We start from the raw sequence: 18592 nt of genomic DNA, 5'->3' as shown, positions 1-18592 counted from the left end.
TTGCGTTACGTTATCTGCTCAGACCTGCATGCAAATCTGGAAGCGGTTCGTGCCTTTGAGAGTTCAATTTCTGTATTGGACAAACTGGTGATTCTAGGTGATTTTGTAGGCTATAATCCTGACCCCGAACCAGTCATTGAAATCATGCGCAGATGGGATGAGGAAGGGCGGATCTTCGCTAAAGTTACCGGTAACCATGATCTGGCAGTGACCGACCTTTCGGTTCGGGCGAGATTCACCGACCACGCCAGGTCAGTGATTTCCTGGACAGGGGACAAATTGTCGGCTGAGTCAAAAACCTGGCTGGCAGGGCTGCCGGTTTCCGGGAGTCTCAGCAGCTCTGTGTTTTATTGTCATGGCAGTATCCGGGACACGCATGAGTATATACTGGACGATCAGACTGCACTTGAAGTTTTCGATGAATTACCTGTAGGCGGGAAAGTGCTGTTTTTCGGACATACTCATTTTCCAATCATCCTCGAGCTGAATCAAAAACGCGAAATGACGATTTATGAAACAGCAGATGAGCTGGAATTCAAATTTAAAAACGATTGTCTTTATCTCATAAATCCGGGCAGCATCGGTCAGCCTCGCGACGGAGACCCCAGGCTGTGTTATCTGGTGTATGACCAGGAAAACAACACCGTGACCTACCATAAGAAAGAATATAATTTTACCGCTACCCAGAATAAGATCGTCAGCTCAGGTCTTCCGAAATTGCTGGCCCTAAGATTGAGCGAGGGAAAGTAAACTGTGACCCGTAAAATCAACCGCCTCACCATCAGTCCTGACGGTTTTATCTTTGATTCCGAGACAGGCAACAGTTATACGCTCAATTCCGTCGGGCTTCTGATTGTAGAAAAACTCAGGCAGGGGATTAAAAAGATACTCATCATTTCCTGGCTTGTCAGAGAGTACGAGGTTTCCCGTCAGGAAGCCGAAGCAGATTTGACCTCTTTCATGGACGATTTGAAGCGCTGCGGATTTCTGGAGGACAAATGAAGTTGATCTGCGGGGTTTCAGGGATCAATACCGCAGATAATCCTGGGCCTGGTTTCGGAATCGTCCGCAGTATACTTGAAATCGACAGTGAAGTGAAATGTTTTGGTCTGGCCTATGATGCGTTGGAACCCGGGATTTACTTGCGGGATTTCATCGAAAAATCATTTCTGATGCCCTATCCTTCCGGTGGAAGAGAGCCTTATCTGAATCGCCTCATGTATATCAAGGAAAACTACGGCCTTGATCTGGTGATCTCAGCCCTGGATTCGGAATTACCCTTGTATATTGAATCAAAGGAACAACTCGCAGAAGCAGGGATCCGTACATTTCTCCCGGACAAGGAACACTATGACCTGCGGGCCAAGGACAAGCTGGTAGAAGTCGCTGACTGCATCGGGATCGAGTATCCGAACACCAGAGTGGCAAAATCACTTGAGGAATTCATTTCAGCCGTATCAGAGATCGGCTTTCCCCTGCTTGTCAAGGGAATTTTTTATCGCGCATACAGATGCCATCATTATCAGCAGGCCCTTCAGAGTTTTGACTCGCTGGTTGCAGAATGGGGATATCCGGTGCTGGTCCAGAAAGCCGTTAACGGAGAAGAAATGAATGTGATCGGCCTGGGAGACGGCGAAGGCGGCAGTCTGGGGCTGGTAGGACTGAAAAAGCTCACTGTCACTGCCCAGGGTAAGATCTGGACCGCTGTATCGGTTAAAAACGAGCCCATGCTTGAAGCAGCCCGGAAATTTGTCAAGAAATTTAAATGGAGAGGCGGGTTTGAACTGGAATGCATAGTTCAGAATGATGATGTCTATCTGATAGAGATCAATCCCCGTTTCCCGGCCTGGGTTTATTTTGCCACAGCCCTGGGGATCAATCTGCCGTATCGGCTTCTATTGACTGCGATGGGCAAAGATGTTGACAGGGGATCCGATTATGAGGCGGGTAAGCTTTTTGTGCGCTATACTGATGAACTGATTTGCGACATGGATCTTTTTCAGAAAATGGCAACCAGGGGAGAAGCATGAAGAAAAAGTACGAAAAACCGGTGATCCAAAAGCTCCAGACCGGAATGACTAATAAATTCGGCACACCCTCCACGGCCTGTCTGAAAAAAATCCGCAGCCGGATTGAGGGCGTGGAAATTGAAGAACTGGTGCAGAAATTCGGTTCCCCGCTGTTCGTTTTTTCGGAAAATACGATCCGCAACCGTTACCGGACCTTTGCCAATGCCTTCACCACCCGCTATCCGGATGTGGAGTTCAGCTGGTCATACAAGACAAATTACCTGGATGCCATCTGCTGCATCCTGCATCAGGAAGGCGAATCAGCTGAAGTGGTGTCGGAATTTGAATATGATAAAGCCCTCAGGATTGGAGTACCGTCCAACCGGATTATTTTCAACGGTCCCTATAAACCGGTCGATACCTTGAAAAAAGTTGTTCTGGGGGGCGGCAGAATCAATCTTGATCATTATGAAGAAATCCAGGATCTGGAAAAGACAGCAGCCGATCTTGGAAAAACTGTGCAGGCAGGGCTGCGTATCAATCTGGACGCCGGAATATCCCCCCAGTGGACCCGCTTCGGCTTCAACCTGGAAAACGGCCAGGCTCAGCAGGCTATGAAGCGTATCAGGAGCGGCAGAAAAATCCAGATCAACGGCCTGCACTGCCATCTGGGGACTTTCATTCTGGAGCAGAAAGCCTATGGGATCGCGGCCAGGAAACTATGCGATTTTTTGCATCACTGTGAAAAGGAGTTTGGAGTCAGCATTGAATACATTGACATGGGAGGCGGTTTTCCTTCCTGCAGCCGGTTAAAGGGGATCTATCTGCCGCCTGAACTTGCAGTTCCTTCGATCGAGACTTACGCAGAAGAGATTACAGGGGAAATTCTGAAAAAATTCAAACGTAATCCCCCCAGGCTGATTCTGGAATCAGGAAGATACATCATCGATGAAGCCGGCTTTTTAATCACTTCAGTGCATGCGGCCAAGACGCTGCCAGGAGGACTGAGAGCCTATGTGCTGGATGCCGGAGTCAATATCCTTTTCACTTCCAACTGGTATAAATTCAACATTGAACTGACCAGTGAAGTTCCGGGTCCTAATGTACCCAGTGTGCTGTATGGACCGCTCTGCATGAATATTGATCTGGTGGATGAGCATACTTACCTGCCGTCCCTGCCCCGCGGGACAAAACTGGTTTTGTCTCCAGTCGGTGCATACAATCAAACTCAGTCCATGCAGTTCATCAGATACAGGCCTGCCTCATTGCTGATCGGAAGGAACGGAGAAATTGATTTGATCAGAGAAGCCGAGACGCTGCAAGATATAGTGAGACTGGAGAGAATACCGGACAGGCTGAGATTAACTGATGAAAGTAAGTAAGATTTTTTTGCCTGTCTTGAAAAGTTACGCTGAAGTTTACCTTCTGGATGGACCTTTCCTGGGATTCATGCTGCTGGCTTGTTCGCTGCTCAACCCTCGTGCCGGCCTTGCGGGTCTGTTCTGTGTTTTATCTTCTGTCCTTTTTGCCAGGCTGATCAATCTCAGCAACATTTTTGACAGCTCCAGCGCATATCTTTACAATCCGCTGCTGGTAGGGATGTATCTGGGAGAGGTCTTCAAATCAGGACTTTTTTCCCTGCCCCTGATTTTTTTGGCAGGGATCCTCTCTTTTCTAGCCACTTATGCCCTGTCCGGTATCCTGGCCGTCCGTCATAAACTGCCTGTACTGAGTCTGCCATTTGTAGTGGTAGGAGGCCTGATGTGCCAGCTCGGCATCAGATATCCTTCCCTGGTCGAACAAGCAATCCAGTCGCCTCAGTATCTGACATGGGGCAGTGACCTTCCACTGGTTATCAGGGGATTTTTTACCGCGCTCGGGGGGCTGTTCTTTTCACCGTCCCCTGCGATCGGCTGTCTGATTTTTCTGCTGATCTTCATCCATTCGCGGATTCTGGCTTTTCTTGCAGTTACCGGTTATTTCACCGGTTCCGGGATGGAGTATCTGCTGAACGGGTCTCTGAACGACTCTTTTCTGGATTTCTATGCTTTCAACTACATCCTGATCGCTATGGCGATCGGTGGAATTTTTCTGGTTCCTTCCATCACCAGTTATCTTCTGGCTGTATTTGCAGTGCTTGTTTCAATCCCGATTTATGAATCAGCGCGACTGTTTTACCTGGCTTCCGGATTTCCAGTCTTTACACTGCCTTTCAATGCGACTGTGCTGATCTTCCTGTATACCCTGGGGTATTCGGGATTCAAGTACCTATCCACACTTTACTATTCCGGTTCCCCTGAGCGCACCCTCTCTTATTATATTACCTATGGCAAGAGATTTCCCCGTCACTGGAGAGTAATCAGCCTTCCTGTTTTAGGGAAATGGACCATCTGGCAGTCTTTTGATGGTGAATGGACCCATCAAGGCATGCTGAAGAATTCCATTGATCTGGTGATCAGGGACGAGCGTGGCACAACTTTTTCCGGTCTGGGAACTGCGTTGAGCGATTTTTATGCCTATCGCAAGCCGATCTATGCACCTGTCCGAGGAAAAGTGGTTTCGATAGTCAAGGATATTCCAGATAACTCACCGGCCATAGTAGACAGCGAGCGCAGCTACGGTAATTTTGTGCAGTTGTATGATGAGAGGGGATTCTATGTGCTGATCGCCCATTTCGCCTCAGGCTCGATCCTGGTGGAACCCGGAGACTGGGTGGAAGTCGGAAATCTGCTTGGATTCTGCGGAAATTCCGGGTATTCACCCCAGCCCCATGTCCATATCCAGGCGCAGCTTACTCCTGATCTGTTTTCAGGCACTGCCTCTTTTCTTTTCGATGCATTCATTGGGAATAACACTGTATTTCGGGATAATGCGATCCCTCCGGAAAGATCAGACATCGAGTCTGTCATTGCTGAGAAAAACCTGTCTCAGAAAGTGAATTTCATTCTGGGAAAATCATTCATCTACCAGGTGAACGAAAAGGGAAAACCTTCCAGAATTGAGAAATATACCGTGAGAATGGACGAGGCAGGTGCCACTTATCTGACGGACGAGAAAAACAGGCTTTATTTTGTCCTGAGGGAGCGGATTTTCATTTTTTATAATTATTTTTTCAAAAGCGAGTCCAGCTTAAAGTTCTTGTTCCTAGCGCTGCCCAAGCTTCCACTTTTTTACAGACCGGAAGTCAGCTGGCAGGATCATCTGCCGCTGGAACTTGTTGCCGGCAAGCTCACAAGCGGCATCTGCAGGGCTATCAGTTCGCTTAACCACGAGCTTTTTGAAATATCCGGCACTTACACCTTCAATGCTCCATTCAGCATCAAAGGCAATATCGCTTTCCAGGGCAGAAAAATCCAGACTCAGGTACTGCTGGATGATAGATGCGGATTCAAGAAAGTTGTGTTCATGGACGGAAGGAAAGAACTGGAGATGCTGCTTAGAAAACCTGGCGAGGAGGTATGATGAGTGAGCCTGTCACCTATTCTCTGCTTCAGGACAGAGTTTTTCGATTTGTCTTTAGAATGAGGAAAGGATTCATTGACTGGCGCAGGCCGCTGATACTGCTTTATCTCCCGAGTCTGATGGTTTTTCTGGGAGCAATGCTTGACGGCACTCTTTTCACTCTGCCGGCTTCCAAAGGAGTAAGCCTGTGCTATCACCTCGGAAATCTCTCATTTCTCTTTTTCTTCCCGCTGCTGGTGATTTGTTTTGCTACGGCTTTGATCGAATATCATGACTTTTTGTCAGGCATCCGGGATCTGATCGACAGGGAAAAGCTGACTGATGCAGATGGAGCCCAGACCAAACTCGGGAAAAAATTGGAAAATCTGCTTTGCAGAGGGTTTGTTCAGTGCAGAAGAGACAGATTTTACCATTACTTTTTTCTGGCAGTAGGAATTTGCCTTGTACTGGTGAATGCCAAGCTCACATCTGAAATAGGGATCTATGTTCAAGTCTTCGGCCAGGACAGTTACGATACCTTGAACTATCCCTTTGGCTGGTTTGCCATGCGTTTATTCTACCTGGTTTTCTGGGGAATATTCACACCGCTGATTGTGGAAAAGCTGCTTCTCATGATCAGGTCTTTGAATGGCATTTTCATGGCTGTGCGAATGGAAAACGCCCTCTCAGTCAATCCACTCCACCCTGACAATGCGGGAGGGATGGGAAAGCTGGGTGTACTGGCTCTCAAACTCAATTATACGATCGCGATCTCCCTCCTCTTCCTGATCGCGCTCTATATCACACACGGCCTTAACTGGCCCCTTGTCACAGGCGGGATCCTGGTGATGATGCTGATCTGCATCGTGTTTTTTCTGCCGCTCCTGGAAGCCCACAGAGCCATGTCGGCTGCAAAGCTTCATCTTCTGCAGAGCCTGTCGAGCAAATATTCTGAAATCAACTGTAAGCTCATGAAGCGGGTGCTTGACACAGACAGCATTTCCGAGATGTTCAACCAGGACGGTGACGAGATCTACGATTCACATCAGAAATTGTCAAAGATATATGAACACATCTGCCACATGCCGACCTGGCCTTATGACGTCAAAATGCTCTCCACCTTCTGTTCCACTATGATAGTGCCGCTTCTGATCTTTGCCAGGGAAATCATGACCAATCCGGATAATATCCTGAGCGCGTTTCTCAAGATATTTTCAAGAGACTGAGCGGACAGGTTAAAACCAGTATTGCCATTTTGACAAAATGATCCGGTTTTTGTTATAGTGACCGTATAAAATTATTCTACCGGAGATCCGGGCAGGAGAAACAGATCAAACTACCAGCCGATGTTGAAAATCTCGTATACAGCCAGAACAGGTCTGAATGCGAATGCCAGAAGTGCGGGCGTTACGTAGGAGCCTGTGAAGTATGTCCTTTCTGCAGGCATTTTAATGCCAAGCGCCTGTCGGTCCGCATCCTTAAATATGGATCTCCGATCGCGACAATTCTGGGAATTTTATTCCTGTTCATACTGGCCCGGTACATAGACAATCCTAGGGTCAAGGTAGCTGAACTGGGACAGATGAATAATTACGCCCAAGTCATTGTTGAAGGTGCTGTTTCCGGAGACCTCAGATATTACAAAGCTACCCGGGGCGGGGAAGAGGCAGGCGGTTCCCTTGAATTTCAGGTTGATGATGGAACTGAAGTGATTAAAGTCCGCTGCTATGACGATGCAACCCGTGAGTTGATAAAAGAACGAAAGATCCCTGCAATCGGCGATAAAGTAGTGATCCATGGAACATTTCAATCAAGGGGCAGGAGTGAGTCGCTGATTCTCGGTTCAACCTATGGTCTTACGATTTCCAGAAAACGGCCTGATACAGTTACGGCTAGCAGTGAAATCAGTGTACTGCTGAGTAAAGACGAAACACAGACCGAAGGCATTCTGATAGAGGGAAAATTGATTTCTTCGGCTTACAACCGCTTCAGGATGGAATTCATGATCGATGACGGTTCAGGTGGCACAATCCTGGCCTATCTTCCGGGCGGTGTCCTGGATGCGCTTGGAATCTCCGAAGGAGCAGGAACCTGGGAAGGAATGCCGCAGTCAGGTGATCTGACAAGAATTTCCGGCGTCCCTGTGCCTGAGCGCGGCAAAAATGCCGGATTTTCGATTGCAGTAGCCATGCCTGAAGACATCAGGAAGGTGCAATGAATACTGAAAGCAGCGGAGATTTGACAATGAATCCTGAGACATCTGCTCAGAATGAGATTACTATTCCACATGACAGATTTTCGAAGGAAAACTGTGAAAGCTGCGGCCGTTTTCTGGGGCCTGAGCGTCAGTCCTGCATATATTGCGGTGCACTGAGAAGTTCCCGGATTCCAGTCAGGAATTTTTACTGGTTTGGATATTTCCTGGTCTGCCTCGGTTTTTTTTACTTTTTTCTGGCTCTTACATACAAGCCAGTGTTTATTCCGATTTTCTCACTGAACGAAACGATGAATTTTAAAAGAGTGAGGGTTAAGGGACTGGTGACTGCTGCATATACAAATCTGGATAAATACAAAAGGAACACTTCCGTCAGCCTGACTCTCCGAGGACTTAAGACCGATGGAACCGTCGACTGGAGTGACAATGATCAGAATGTGATAAGGCTGAAGGCTGAGGGTGAAAATGGAACAGCTTTGAAAAACAGCGGTAACCTTCCCAAAAACGGAGATCTGGTGGAGTTATCAGCTTCTCTTTATGCCGGACCCGGATATCGAGTCCTCAATCTTTCTTCACAGCAGTTTATAAAAATCATTGGCCATACTATGTCGGCTGGCGGAATCGCCTATGCTCCGGCTACTGTGACAGAACTTCTTGCTAATGCTGAATCCTGGCGTGACAAGGCGGTCCTGGTGAAAAAATCCCGAATCGTCAAATGCCGTGAGAAGTACATAATTGAAATTTCCGATCCTGATGCGGATCCGCCCCAGAATTTCCTGGTTTTCGGAATAAAACCCGAACAGTATTCTGAAGGTGATCTTGTATCTGTCAGGGGGACTTTTACTTTTTACTCAGATGGAGGCTATTGGGAAATCAAGACAGACAAGGGAGACCGCGATGCCGTAACCCCCTGGCGGGAGGAGTAAGAAAATGACTTCAACTATGGTGTTCATGTCGATACTCGCATCTCTTATCGGGATGATCATTGCTGCTGCGGTTTCGCTGATCCCCGGGCTGCATATCTATAATGTGATTGCAATTACCATGCTTTTTACGTTTACAGCAGTTAACATGTTTGCCGGTACTGACCCTATGGTTTTGACATCGTTCATGCTTGGAATGGTAGTTGGATTTTCGATGCTGTTTACCGTTTCTTCCCAGTATTTCCAGCCTAATGATGAATCCTTTCGTTCGATAATGCTGCCTCATGAAAGATTTCTTCTCGAAGGACGAGGACATGAAGCTGTCATGCTTGGGGGAATTGGTGGACTTCTGGGACTTTTCGTGATCACAATCCTTATTCCAATCCTTTCAGGACCGATTTCCACAGTGCTTAAACTGATTCAACCGCACCATTATTGGATTTTAGCGGTAGTGATTGTATTTATACTGATGACAGAATGGCCCAAAGATCATGGAGTCGGTGCTGATCCAAAACAGCGTTTTCAGGACGGATGGGTCCAGCTTCTGATGGGTTACTTCACTTTTTTTGCTGCAGGAATCCTGGGAATTTTTATTTTCTTCCGTACCCTGGTCCCAGTGGAAAGCTCCTTCCAGTCCCTGATGCCTGTTTTTGTCGGACTGTTTTCAGTGCCTTCCTTTATCATGACGTTTGTTACCAGAACCAGAGTTCCTGTACAGCATGCCTGCCAGAGTATACAGGTTCGCAAGATTGACATTGCCAGGGGCGGAATTTCCGGTTTTGTGGCTGGTGCCTTTGCAAGCCTCAATCCGGGTATGACTCCCGGACCTGCGCTGCTTCTCAGCGGGCATCTTACCTGTTCCAGCGGAGACAGGCAGTTCCTGATCGGTGGAGGAACTGCAAGGCTTCTATATTATGTAGGAGCTCTGCTGCTGTTTTTCCTGCCTGGCGTTTATATGCGGCGCGGTGGGGCAGCCATCAATATCAGCCTGTTCTTTGTCCCCGAAACCACTGAACAGTTTCTGCTTGTCTGCGGCATTATTGCTTTTATCGGAGGATTTTCGTTTCTGCTGCTGGCACCATTTTCTAGGCTCTGCATCTGGCTTGTGCATAAATTCGACTACAAGGTGTTTTCATTGATCGGTTTGATTATACTTGTCGGCTTGACTGCCTGGATCACCAGCTGGCAGGGTCTGATCATCCTTACTGTTTCTACCATGCTGGGAATTGTCCCCAACATGTGGCATACAAGACGGATCAGTCTCCTGGCGGTTCTTCTTGTTCCCATCTGTCTGAATATGGCTGGAATCGGCCCGAAAATAGCGCATTTCCTAGGTATTTATTGATATAGGGGGCATCTTGAAAGGAATTACCCATTTTATAAGCGGAGTTGCAATCGCCTCCTGTTTTCCAGAGGCAATAAATTCTGTATTCGCCACAAAAGGATTTCTGCTTCCTTTAGGCGGAGCATTCGGAGTCTTGCCTGACACCATGGATTTTCGATTCGCCAGATACTTCTGGAATTATCAGCATGTTGTGCGCATCAATGAGAACGACCTGAATCCTAGGGTTCCGGCTGAAGCAGTTGCAGCTGCTATCGATGAGGCGGCAGAAACAGGCAAGTCCGTCACTCTCAGGATGGACATCATTCGATTGTCTTCCTCATATTACAGGACATATCTTGTATTCGTAGACGAAGTGAATAAAGAAGTCACATGTCTGATCGGTCCTTTGAAGACCATGAGCCAGGTGATGGAAAAGCTTGAATACATGCCGGATGTTAGTCTGGTAAAAGAATCGATAAGTAAGCATGGTGTTGCTAAAACATTCCAGAATATCTATAAGATTGTTCCCTGCCTACAGGAAACTGCTCCTGGAGAAAACGCATTTTATACAGCCAAATTCAAGGCAGATGTGATCAATACATATTATGCAGAGACTGAAGTCGGAATTTTCTCAGGACCTGACTTTGAATTCGTTCCCGGGAAAAATAAAGTCAGAATTGACTTTATACCCTGGCATCGCCGCTGGTCGCACAGCCTTACTGTAGGAACACTTATGGGGCCGATTGGATTAGCGCTGTTCGCGGACTGGAACGCACTTTTCTCCGGGAATGTTGGTGGCTTTTTTACTCCGGGGGCGATTGCAGCATTCTTTATCTCGATTCTGGCGTTCTGGACGCATATCATCGAGGACCAGACCGGATTTCTGGGTTCAAACCTTTTTTATCCCTTCACTAAAGACCGTTCAGTGGGAATGAAATTGACCACAGCCGCTTCCCCAATGTCGAATATTTACACCAACTGGCTTGCAATAGCCACACTTGTCTGGAACCTGAATTCACGCGCACCTGAACCGGCCTTTACCATGCACTGGGCTTCAGAAATTGCAGGCGGGTTCGCCTCCTGGAACTATTACCTGGTTTCGCTCGCCAATTACACCACTTACTGGATTCTTATCCCCTACCTTCTTTTCCGACTGCTTAAATGGAGCTACCTTGGTGAACAGAAACGAAAGGATTACGAGGCGACAGAAACGCTTGAGATTTCAAGCTATGCCGGAGATCAGGCGGATTCATAACCAAAGGACGGACTTGAGTCTGCCTGTTTCAATCTGCCTTCCTCCTCCAGAATCTGATGACTGCACCGAGGAAGAGAAGCGCTAGGATCAGCCGCAATAGATCGTGACTCAGGAAGGTCGCCCGCAGTCTCGGTGTTTCGCCGATTTTTTTGAAGTAAAACTTTTTCCCATTGTCAGGCAGCTTGATCAGATTGCCTTCTGCTATCTCGAATTTCTGTTCCACTGTTTTTCTTTTTCTGGAGGCAAATCCTTGGAATTCCATGCCGGACTGCTTTTTTGGTTGATCTTTTCCGGACCAGGCTGTCTGATTCTGCATCAGATTCTGGGAAAAGATCTGGTCCATTTTCTGCTGTTGATTCGAGTCTCCGGTGTTTTCAGAAGCCAGTTTCTGTCGCTCTTCGTCCGCATCCTTGAGCACTGAATAACCTTTGCTTCCTATCTGTGCAGAAGTCACTTTAGAATACCCCAGGTCCAGCTTTCCCTGAAGAATCGACAGGTTTTCGCGGGCCCGGTTCTGAACAGCCAGGTTTTCAGAATTTTGAGCGCTGCGGACATTGCGGATCTCGTCCACCAGTTCCCGCAGATATTCCACATCCCCTTCCGATTCGCCGGCTCTCTCCAGATTACCTGAGAATCTGAGGTACCAGCGGTCTGACGGCAGGGTGACAGTCCAGAAGGTCTTGGCTATATCCAGTTTTTCCATGATCACTGGCGGTCTCAGGGAAAGCAGGCAGGGAAAAACCGTCTGGCGGCATTGATAGGTCAGCTCCAGCATCTGATCCATTGATCCGGCTGAGGTTTTTTCAAGAGGGATGATCAGGTTTTCTTCAGAGTCCCGGGCCGCCTGCACTGAGTGATCCTGGACGCGGACCTGCCAGAGTATGGCGAGCCTGGGGAGCTTCAGCCTGAAATACTGCAGCGAGCTCGTGCGGATTTTATAAGAAACCTTATTGAGCGAATATCCTGATCCGTCCATAAATGTGTTGAGACTGGCCCAGAGCACTGATGCTTTGACCAGCACCGCACTCTCGATTTTCCTGACAGTATATGAAAGATCCCAGTCTTTTCCGTATGAGACGTAACTCTGATAGATGCGATTTTGGGAAAGTCCTTCAGGCAGGAAGGGGATGCTGCTTGTTTCTTCAAGATTTGTGCAGGTTTTCCTGGCTAATTCCATCCCCGAGTCATTTTCCAGCAGCAGGAAATTCTTTTCCCTGCCAGTCAGATCCTGTAAGATTTTCGGGAAAATGAGGTCCTCTTCCTGCTTCAGATCAGCATTTACTGTGATGCGGACAGGAGAGAGCATCGGCTGCTTGAGTTTCAGCGAAATCTCGAATGAGCCGCCCTCGTATCTGACGGATTTTTCCCTGGCCTCTTCGCATACGATCAGGGGGCGGGCCGTTTCAGGCAGCAGCAGGTTGAATCCAAGCTCGGATACCGGTGAAATGCTGGGTGTAAAATTCAGGAGGCCGCTGAAGGAGATTCCCTCGTTTCTGAGCTTCAGGTGACAGACTGAGATGAAATCCAGCGCAGACGGCCGTGTCCGGAATTCATAAACGATCCTGAAATCGTCGGATCTGATCTCGAATTCAGCGTTCGTGTCGTTTTTTTTCTGAAACAGGCCGGTTGTATCAATGATTCTGGGTTCCAGTTCTTCTGAAACAGCTACACTCAGAGTGGAATCTGTCAGACCTGAAAGTCCTGGTCCCCAGATTTCCATGCTGTCCGCATAGGCTGATTCCAGTAAAAGTGTCAGGCAGAGAGGATTCTTATTCCTGAAAACCTGGATTTCTCCTGAATTTTCAAGGTAACTGGCCCCTGAAAGTCTGATCAGCCTGAAGCCTTCCGGGATCTTGATCCTAGTTAAGGCAGGAGGATTTCTGATTTCGAGATCAGACTGTGATTCGATTTTAGCTTTGGAAATGGATACCTGCACCCTGCAAGTGGTCTCTGTTTCAGGCGATTTTTCCCTGATTTTCAAATTTCCGGACGGAGTCTGCCTGGAATATGAAAAAACGGTTTCAGCAGGATCGTTTGAATCGATCCGCTGCATGTTTTTCAGGGATTCGAAACTGAGTTTTTCTGAGGAACGGGTTCTGAAGGAGATCCTGCCACAGGTCTCAATGGTGGAGAAAACAGGTATCGGCAGCGGCAGTATTTCTTTCTTCTCCTGCTCATAATCGAGACTGAAGGGAATCTCTTCTCCTGCACCGGGGAAAATCGAAATTTCCAGTGTACGGCCGGCTTGATTGCACTGTTCGAACATTGGAGAGCCGGCAGAGCTGACTCTGGAGTTTTCCGGCAGTACCAGGCTGATCTTTCCGGACGCATTTTTAAGAGTACCGGCTAATTTCCCGAAAATGCGGTTCACTCCGATTTCCACGCTGCAGATTGTTTCAGTGTTGACTGTTTTTTGGGAAATATCCTGAGCCTGCAGTACCAGGCTGAAGCCTTCTCCTTCAGTAAAAAAGAAATAGCTTTCCCCATCCCTCTGAAACGCTTTCCCGTCAAACCTGGGGATAAAACGACCGCAATCGAGTTCGCAGAGTGCGGTACTGTCAGTGACTGCCGGGAAATTCAAGCTGGAGTCGTTTCCGGATGAAGCAAGGGAAACCGAGAAGCTGAGTTCAAGCTTGTATGCTCCAGGTTTGGACAGCAGCAGGTTTTCTCCTTCAGCAGCCGCTGGTTTTCCGTCCAGCAGGAGTGAACTGAGATTCAGACTGTGAAGCCTGAGCCTGACTTTAGTAAAACCCGGCCTGGTAGATAGGATATTTCCTGAATATTTCACTTGGGCGCTGCCTGAAGAGACAGTGAGCTCATATTTCTGATTTGAGAAAACCAGTTCCGGCCGCGGGTCTTCGGTTTTCCGGTCTTCTGGATAGGCGGCATGATAGAGCTTCAGAAACTGTTCCCGGTCAAGATAAATTCTGCTGTCCTGACTGTGATTCAGAATATCGTCTGAAGGGATAAGGTATTCCGCTGCAGACAGGGCATAGCCAAAGATCAGCAGAGCGAAGAAGAGCGCGAATGGAATCAACCTGGCCGGAGTTCTGCATTTTACTGCCAGCATTCCTGTCAATACTCCTCCTGCTGCAAAATTGAAGAGCTGATTGGCAAAAGTAGGAATTATCATCGGGAAGACGAGAAACAATAAAAGCAACAGGAGATTCTGCCTGAGTTCCAGTCTGAGCGCCTGGAAAAAGGTGCAGAGCAGCCCGATCATTCCGAGCAGAGAGAGCAATCGATTTCTGCAGGCATATATGTTGAGTTTTTCCGGCTGCTTATCAATGGAGAAGGAATATAATCTGCCTTGAGGGTCAAACTGGACCGGCAGCGAGAACTGCCCTTTGCGTTTTGTCTCAGGTTTAGGCATTGGCGTCCTTGGTTTCGCAGGAACAGGCTTCATCTGTTCAGTGCTCTGCTCGACATTGGAGAAAGTTCCCGCCGCTCCTTCCTGAACATTGAGCTGGGATTCTTCATCCTTTACACCAGGCTTCTTGTCCATTTCCAGCTGGGGTTCAGCCAGGACTTTTTTTTCAATTTCTCTGTCTTGCCCGGCATCAGCAGGCATCTGGGTGACAGGAGCATTAGACAGGGATTTGATCTCTTCTTGAAACTGGTTGTTTCTCTGTGTGGCTTCTAACACTTTCTGCTTAGATTTTACACGTGCCTTAGTGAAATTCGGGACAGCAATCGCCGCTAGAATTCCAGTCACCGCTATTATTAACATTAGTTTCAAAAGTAGAGTTGACCAATCGAACCGCCAATTCTTAGTTCTGAAAAAATTAAACAGTAAAACTGCAAGAAAAATCACCACAAAAGGTATCAGTAATAGTCTGATATTAATAATCAACCAGTAAAGAATTGGATCAGGGTGAATCATGGCCTGAGATTTATACATACCTGAAAAACCCAGCATTCTGTATTTTTCAGGCAGATACAGCCTGAAATCAGTTGTAACCACAGGCACTTTGAACTTGGGGAATGGAATTTTCAGGTCGCAGAATCCCCTCTGAGGCGATCTATAGAGCAATTCAATTTTCTGTTCGGCTTTATCAGAGAGCGGCAGCAGGAGTGAACCCTCTTCGCACATTGCCTTGACGCTTTCCCCTTCCACCTGAGCAGACAGGATCTGGCTCTGGTCTGGCAGGTTGAGTTTCAGGAACTGCATCCCTGCAGCCGACAGATCCAGTGTGCAGAGTTGAGTGAAGAAACGTGCTGTGGAAAGTTCAGTCGAGAGGTCCAGTTTGTTTATGAATCCCTTTGCTGATCTGGGATTTTTTCCGAATTCTTTCTGCGATACAGACAGCGTGTAATTGGGATTTCCGTAACGGAAGGAAGCGAGGCAGCGCTCTCTGAAATGCCCGCAGTCAGGTACCTCGTCAGGGTCGATTTCCAGCAGTCCGCTGTTTTTTATGGAAAAATCACTGCTGCGGCCTGAATAGACTGAGATGAAACCCGAAGAAGTAACTGCAGCCGGGCAGCTGATTCCTGAAAAGACAGCTGCATCGAGGGTATTGTGTTCGAGTTCGAAAGAGATCTCCTGGGCTCCGCTCAGGCTTTGATTGAAGGTGACTGTGCAGAGCGTGGAATTCTCACTGGAATCGAAACTGATTTCCTTATGCTCAGTTGTCACCCTGATCCTGGCTGGATGCCCGGGAAAGGAAACCTGCAGGGATCTGATGGAATTATTCCTGATCTCGGTAAAGACAGTGATTTTTTCCTGAACTGTTTCGGAAAACAGCAGGCTCCTCACAAAGATCGCTGTGATCTGCGGCTGTTCGCGGGACAGCTGCAGGGTACCGGAATAGGGACCGGTAATTTGATAATTCAACCCTGCTGGATCGAATTTGAGACCTGAGAAATTCGCGAGAGAAACTGAAATTTCCGGATCAGGCCTTAGATTGATACTTCCCTTGACTATCCCTTCTTTGATCAGGATTACAGGTATGTTTTCAGTACTTGCACCTGTCCGTTCGCCAGAAAACTGAAAACTGATTGATTTTGATTTGACCGGCAGTTCCACTCTGAGTCTGCCGTTCCCCTCGTCCGTGAAGCAGCATTCAAGGCTGTCTTCCGGAACCAGAGTCAGGTTCCAGGCAGGGTCGCAGCCAAGCCCGCAGGAGTAAAATCCGGAATCAGAACTGACTGTGAGCTTTCCTTGGAAATAGGTTTTCTGATCTGTCAGATAGAGATTCAGATCAAGGATTTCTGTAAGATTCTGAGGATATTTCTGAGGCAAGAAGGAGAGACACCAGCGATTCTGATTGAAAGCATAGCAGAGTTCGTCGGCTGACTCGATGGTATCAAGCCCGGAAGTTCCAGTGAGCAGCGGAGCAAATTCGTTTTTCATGAAATAGATGGTCCCGGATTCGATGATTGCGCTTTCTGTTTCAATGCCTTGAACTGTGATCCCACCAGGATTCAGGTTTTGCCTGAGCAGGATTTGAAATTTTCCTTCTTTCATCCTGACTGGAAAACTGATGATCAGACTGCTGTTTTCAAGATTCGAGGATGAGGCAAATGAACTGTGCATTTCAGCAGAGCAGCCTGCAGGGATTGAAAGAATCAGCCCGTCGGTTCCAGAGCAAGAGAAACTGTAGTCGATCCGTTCCAGAAGTTCGGACTCTGAAAGTTCCAGTTTGATCTCCTGGGACACTGATATGCTTTCTGACTCGACTCTGGTTTCAGGGATGAATTCGTAACCCGCCGAACCGTCAAGATCCAGTATTTTCTCGCAGGATGGCAGGTCCTCTGAGCCACATTTCACAGGAAAGGGGAAGGTCAGGCAGACTGCGCCGGCGTTGAATTGCGGCAGGCGGAATCTGGTCCGGATGAAGCCGTTTTTATACTCCACAGGCACGAAAACTCTGGCTTTGAGCAGGAACGATCCGGATCCATCAACAGCCAGGGATTTGATTTCAGCGGACGTTTCAAACCAGGGGCCATTGGAATCGAGAGATGAGAAAAACGCGTTTTCGCTCTCAAATGGGATCAGAGCCGGACCATTTTCGCAGAGCCTGATTTCCAGGCTCCCGTCAAGCAGGAGCAGCGATGAGCCAGGGATGAATCTCCCGGAATAGATGGAATAGTTGAGTGTATAGGGAAAAGGCTGTTTTTCAGGTTCGTTTTTCAGCCCTTTATTCAGCAGATCCATGAATTCATCACTGGTGAGCAATATGCCTTTAGTGTCTTCAGAGAGCAGGCTGTGAAAGGCTGAAGCCGGGACATGGTTGAAGATGATGGTCTCGTCAGTGGCGCAGAGCATGAACTGCGCTGCCAGAAGTAAGAGAAGAAAGAACCTCATTTCAGGCCGCACCTTCCTTTTTTACCGGATTCGATTTTCTGAGATCCCTGTATCTGTGTAAGAGGAGCAATCCGATTACAGCTGCTGAAGCCACCTGTATGTCCAGCAGAACGAACTTGATCGAGTCCAGCCTTTTGTCAAAGAAAAAGGAAAGCAGCAATGCTGCCAGCAGGGTTTTAATTGAGAGCCGCAAGTCTTTCCGCCTGAACAGCCAGTAAAGAGTACCCAGGAACAGTAAAAACAGGAGGAAAGAATAGAATTTTTCCGAAATATACAGGAACGAGAGATTTGCGCTGGATGCCAGTCTGGTGAACAGGAAGCGCTTGCCGGAAGTCTCAAGACTGCCTGAATCGATCTGGAACGACTGCTGCCGCACTTTCTGCTCATAACCGGAATCATAGTAAGAATACCTGCCTCCTACAGACTCCGCGTTGCCCCCGAACCAGAGGTATGAAAGTCTGCTCGGCAGATACAGTTCCCAGTCCAGCCGGCTCACATTTACTTCGCTGATCTCAGGGCTTTTCAGCCTGGAGCCTCCGAACAGCCCAGCGCTTCCAGCTGCAGCTGTTTCAAACTGCAACCTTAGCACAGAATATGTTGATTCGGATTGTGGGGGTATTTTGAAGGCAGTGTATCCATCCGGGTCAGGCTTGGAAAAGCGTTCCTTCTGACCATTGATTTCAAGGGAATAGATTGTGGAGGCATCCGGCAGGCGGACGCGCAGGAACTGGCGGCCGTTGTTCTGTATGAACAGGGTGTAGAGATTTTTAGTGAGCCTGTCCAGGGTATAAACGGTTTGAAATTTGGCGTATCTGACAATGCAGTCCGGAACTGCTTCATAATCCGGTTTGATCAGCCTGAGCCTGAGTTGTGCATCTGGATTATCCCATTTGTAGGCTGAAAAAACGCTCTGCCCGGCAAACAGCGGATTCTTGAGCTCTTTGACGTCGATCTCTTCCGGGTGTTTCAGGCATTCCACCTGCAGGACAGGATCCTGGGAGAGGCCGATGAATCCTGTCTCTGAAAAAGTCCCGCTGGTGCGGAGTAGGGGAATCTCCAGCTCAGCAGTTTCCTTGGGTTTGAGGGGAAGATCGAGGCTGTATGACGATTCCTATACA

12 protein-coding genes are annotated in these 18592 nt (G+C 48.0%); 10 read left to right on the top strand and 2 right to left on the bottom strand.

Annotation, left to right across the window (positions count from 1 at the left end):
* The 10 genes from PHW04_07515 to PHW04_07470 all read left to right on the top strand — a co-directional run bounded on the left by PHW04_07515 (position 1) and on the right by PHW04_07470 (position 11167).
* Complete coding sequence (locus PHW04_07515) at positions 1-750, top strand: metallophosphoesterase family protein (protein MDD2715724.1); 750 nt, start codon at positions 1-3, stop codon at positions 748-750.
* Between the two features lie 3 nt (positions 751-753).
* Positions 754-1002 (top strand): PqqD family protein, encoded by a 249-nt coding sequence (locus PHW04_07510; protein ID MDD2715723.1) that lies wholly within the window; start codon positions 754-756, stop codon positions 1000-1002.
* Entirely contained in the window at positions 999-2030 is a 1032-nt protein-coding gene (locus PHW04_07505; protein MDD2715722.1) for an ATP-grasp domain-containing protein, read from the top strand. The genes PHW04_07510 and PHW04_07505 overlap by 4 nt, the downstream gene beginning before the upstream one ends.
* A complete protein-coding gene (locus PHW04_07500) occupies positions 2027-3391 on the top strand; it encodes a diaminopimelate decarboxylase (GenBank protein MDD2715721.1) in 1365 nt (454 codons plus the stop codon). The genes PHW04_07505 and PHW04_07500 overlap by 4 nt, the downstream gene beginning before the upstream one ends.
* The gene (locus tag PHW04_07495) at positions 3378-5471 is read left to right on the top strand and encodes an urea transporter (protein ID MDD2715720.1); all 2094 of its coding nucleotides are present in this window, start codon (positions 3378-3380) and stop codon (positions 5469-5471) included. Before PHW04_07500 ends, PHW04_07495 begins: the two co-directional genes overlap by 14 nt.
* On the top strand, positions 5471-6676 hold the full coding sequence (locus tag PHW04_07490; GenBank protein MDD2715719.1) for a hypothetical protein: 1206 nt from the start codon (positions 5471-5473) through the stop codon (positions 6674-6676). The genes PHW04_07495 and PHW04_07490 overlap by 1 nt, the downstream gene beginning before the upstream one ends.
* A gap of 356 nt (positions 6677-7032) precedes the next feature.
* Entirely contained in the window at positions 7033-7668 is a 636-nt protein-coding gene (locus PHW04_07485) for a hypothetical protein (GenBank protein MDD2715718.1), read from the top strand.
* Complete coding sequence (locus tag PHW04_07480; GenBank protein ID MDD2715717.1) at positions 7665-8591, top strand: hypothetical protein; 927 nt, start codon at positions 7665-7667, stop codon at positions 8589-8591. The genes PHW04_07485 and PHW04_07480 overlap by 4 nt, the downstream gene beginning before the upstream one ends.
* Positions 8592-8595: 4 nt before the next feature.
* A complete protein-coding gene (locus PHW04_07475; GenBank protein ID MDD2715716.1) occupies positions 8596-9933 on the top strand; it encodes a tripartite tricarboxylate transporter permease in 1338 nt (445 codons plus the stop codon).
* Between the two features lie 13 nt (positions 9934-9946).
* Positions 9947-11167 (top strand): metal-dependent hydrolase, encoded by a 1221-nt coding sequence (locus PHW04_07470; GenBank protein MDD2715715.1) that lies wholly within the window; start codon positions 9947-9949, stop codon positions 11165-11167.
* Between the two features lie 28 nt (positions 11168-11195).
* On the opposite strand, the gene PHW04_07465 is transcribed toward PHW04_07470, so the two are convergent.
* On the bottom strand, positions 11196-17474 hold the full coding sequence (locus PHW04_07465; GenBank protein MDD2715714.1) for a hypothetical protein: 6279 nt from the start codon (positions 17472-17474) through the stop codon (positions 11196-11198).
* A gap of 1 nt (position 17475) precedes the next feature.
* Positions 17476-18453, bottom strand: coding sequence for a hypothetical protein (locus PHW04_07460; protein ID MDD2715713.1), 978 nt, complete (start codon positions 18451-18453; stop codon positions 17476-17478).
* Positions 18454-18592: the final 139 nt, after the last annotated feature.

The organism is Candidatus Wallbacteria bacterium, from assembly GCA_028687545.1.
GTDB lineage: Bacteria > Muiribacteriota > JAQTZZ01 > JAQTZZ01 > JAQTZZ01 > JAQTZZ01.
The sequence above is the reverse complement of the archived record's forward strand: the minus strand, read 5'-3'. Positions and strand labels throughout refer to the sequence as shown.

Excerpts from the sequence above, each read along its gene's own strand:
- PHW04_07480 (MDD2715717.1), top strand. The coding sequence starts at position 7,665 with ATGAATACTGAAAGCAGCGGAGATTTGACAATGAATCCTGAGACATCT.
- PHW04_07500 (MDD2715721.1), top strand. The coding sequence starts at position 2,027 with ATGAAGAAAAAGTACGAAAAACCGGTGATCCAAAAGCTCCAGACCGGA.
- PHW04_07505 (MDD2715722.1), top strand. The coding sequence starts at position 999 with ATGAAGTTGATCTGCGGGGTTTCAGGGATCAATACCGCAGATAATCCT.
- PHW04_07495 (MDD2715720.1), top strand. The coding sequence starts at position 3,378 with ATGAAAGTAAGTAAGATTTTTTTGCCTGTCTTGAAAAGTTACGCTGAA.
- PHW04_07465 (MDD2715714.1), bottom strand. The coding sequence starts at position 17,474 with ATGAGGTTCTTTCTTCTCTTACTTCTGGCAGCGCAGTTCATGCTCTGC.
- PHW04_07490 (MDD2715719.1), top strand. The coding sequence starts at position 5,471 with ATGAGTGAGCCTGTCACCTATTCTCTGCTTCAGGACAGAGTTTTTCGA.
- PHW04_07475 (MDD2715716.1), top strand. The coding sequence starts at position 8,596 with ATGACTTCAACTATGGTGTTCATGTCGATACTCGCATCTCTTATCGGG.
- PHW04_07485 (MDD2715718.1), top strand. The coding sequence starts at position 7,033 with ATGAATAATTACGCCCAAGTCATTGTTGAAGGTGCTGTTTCCGGAGAC.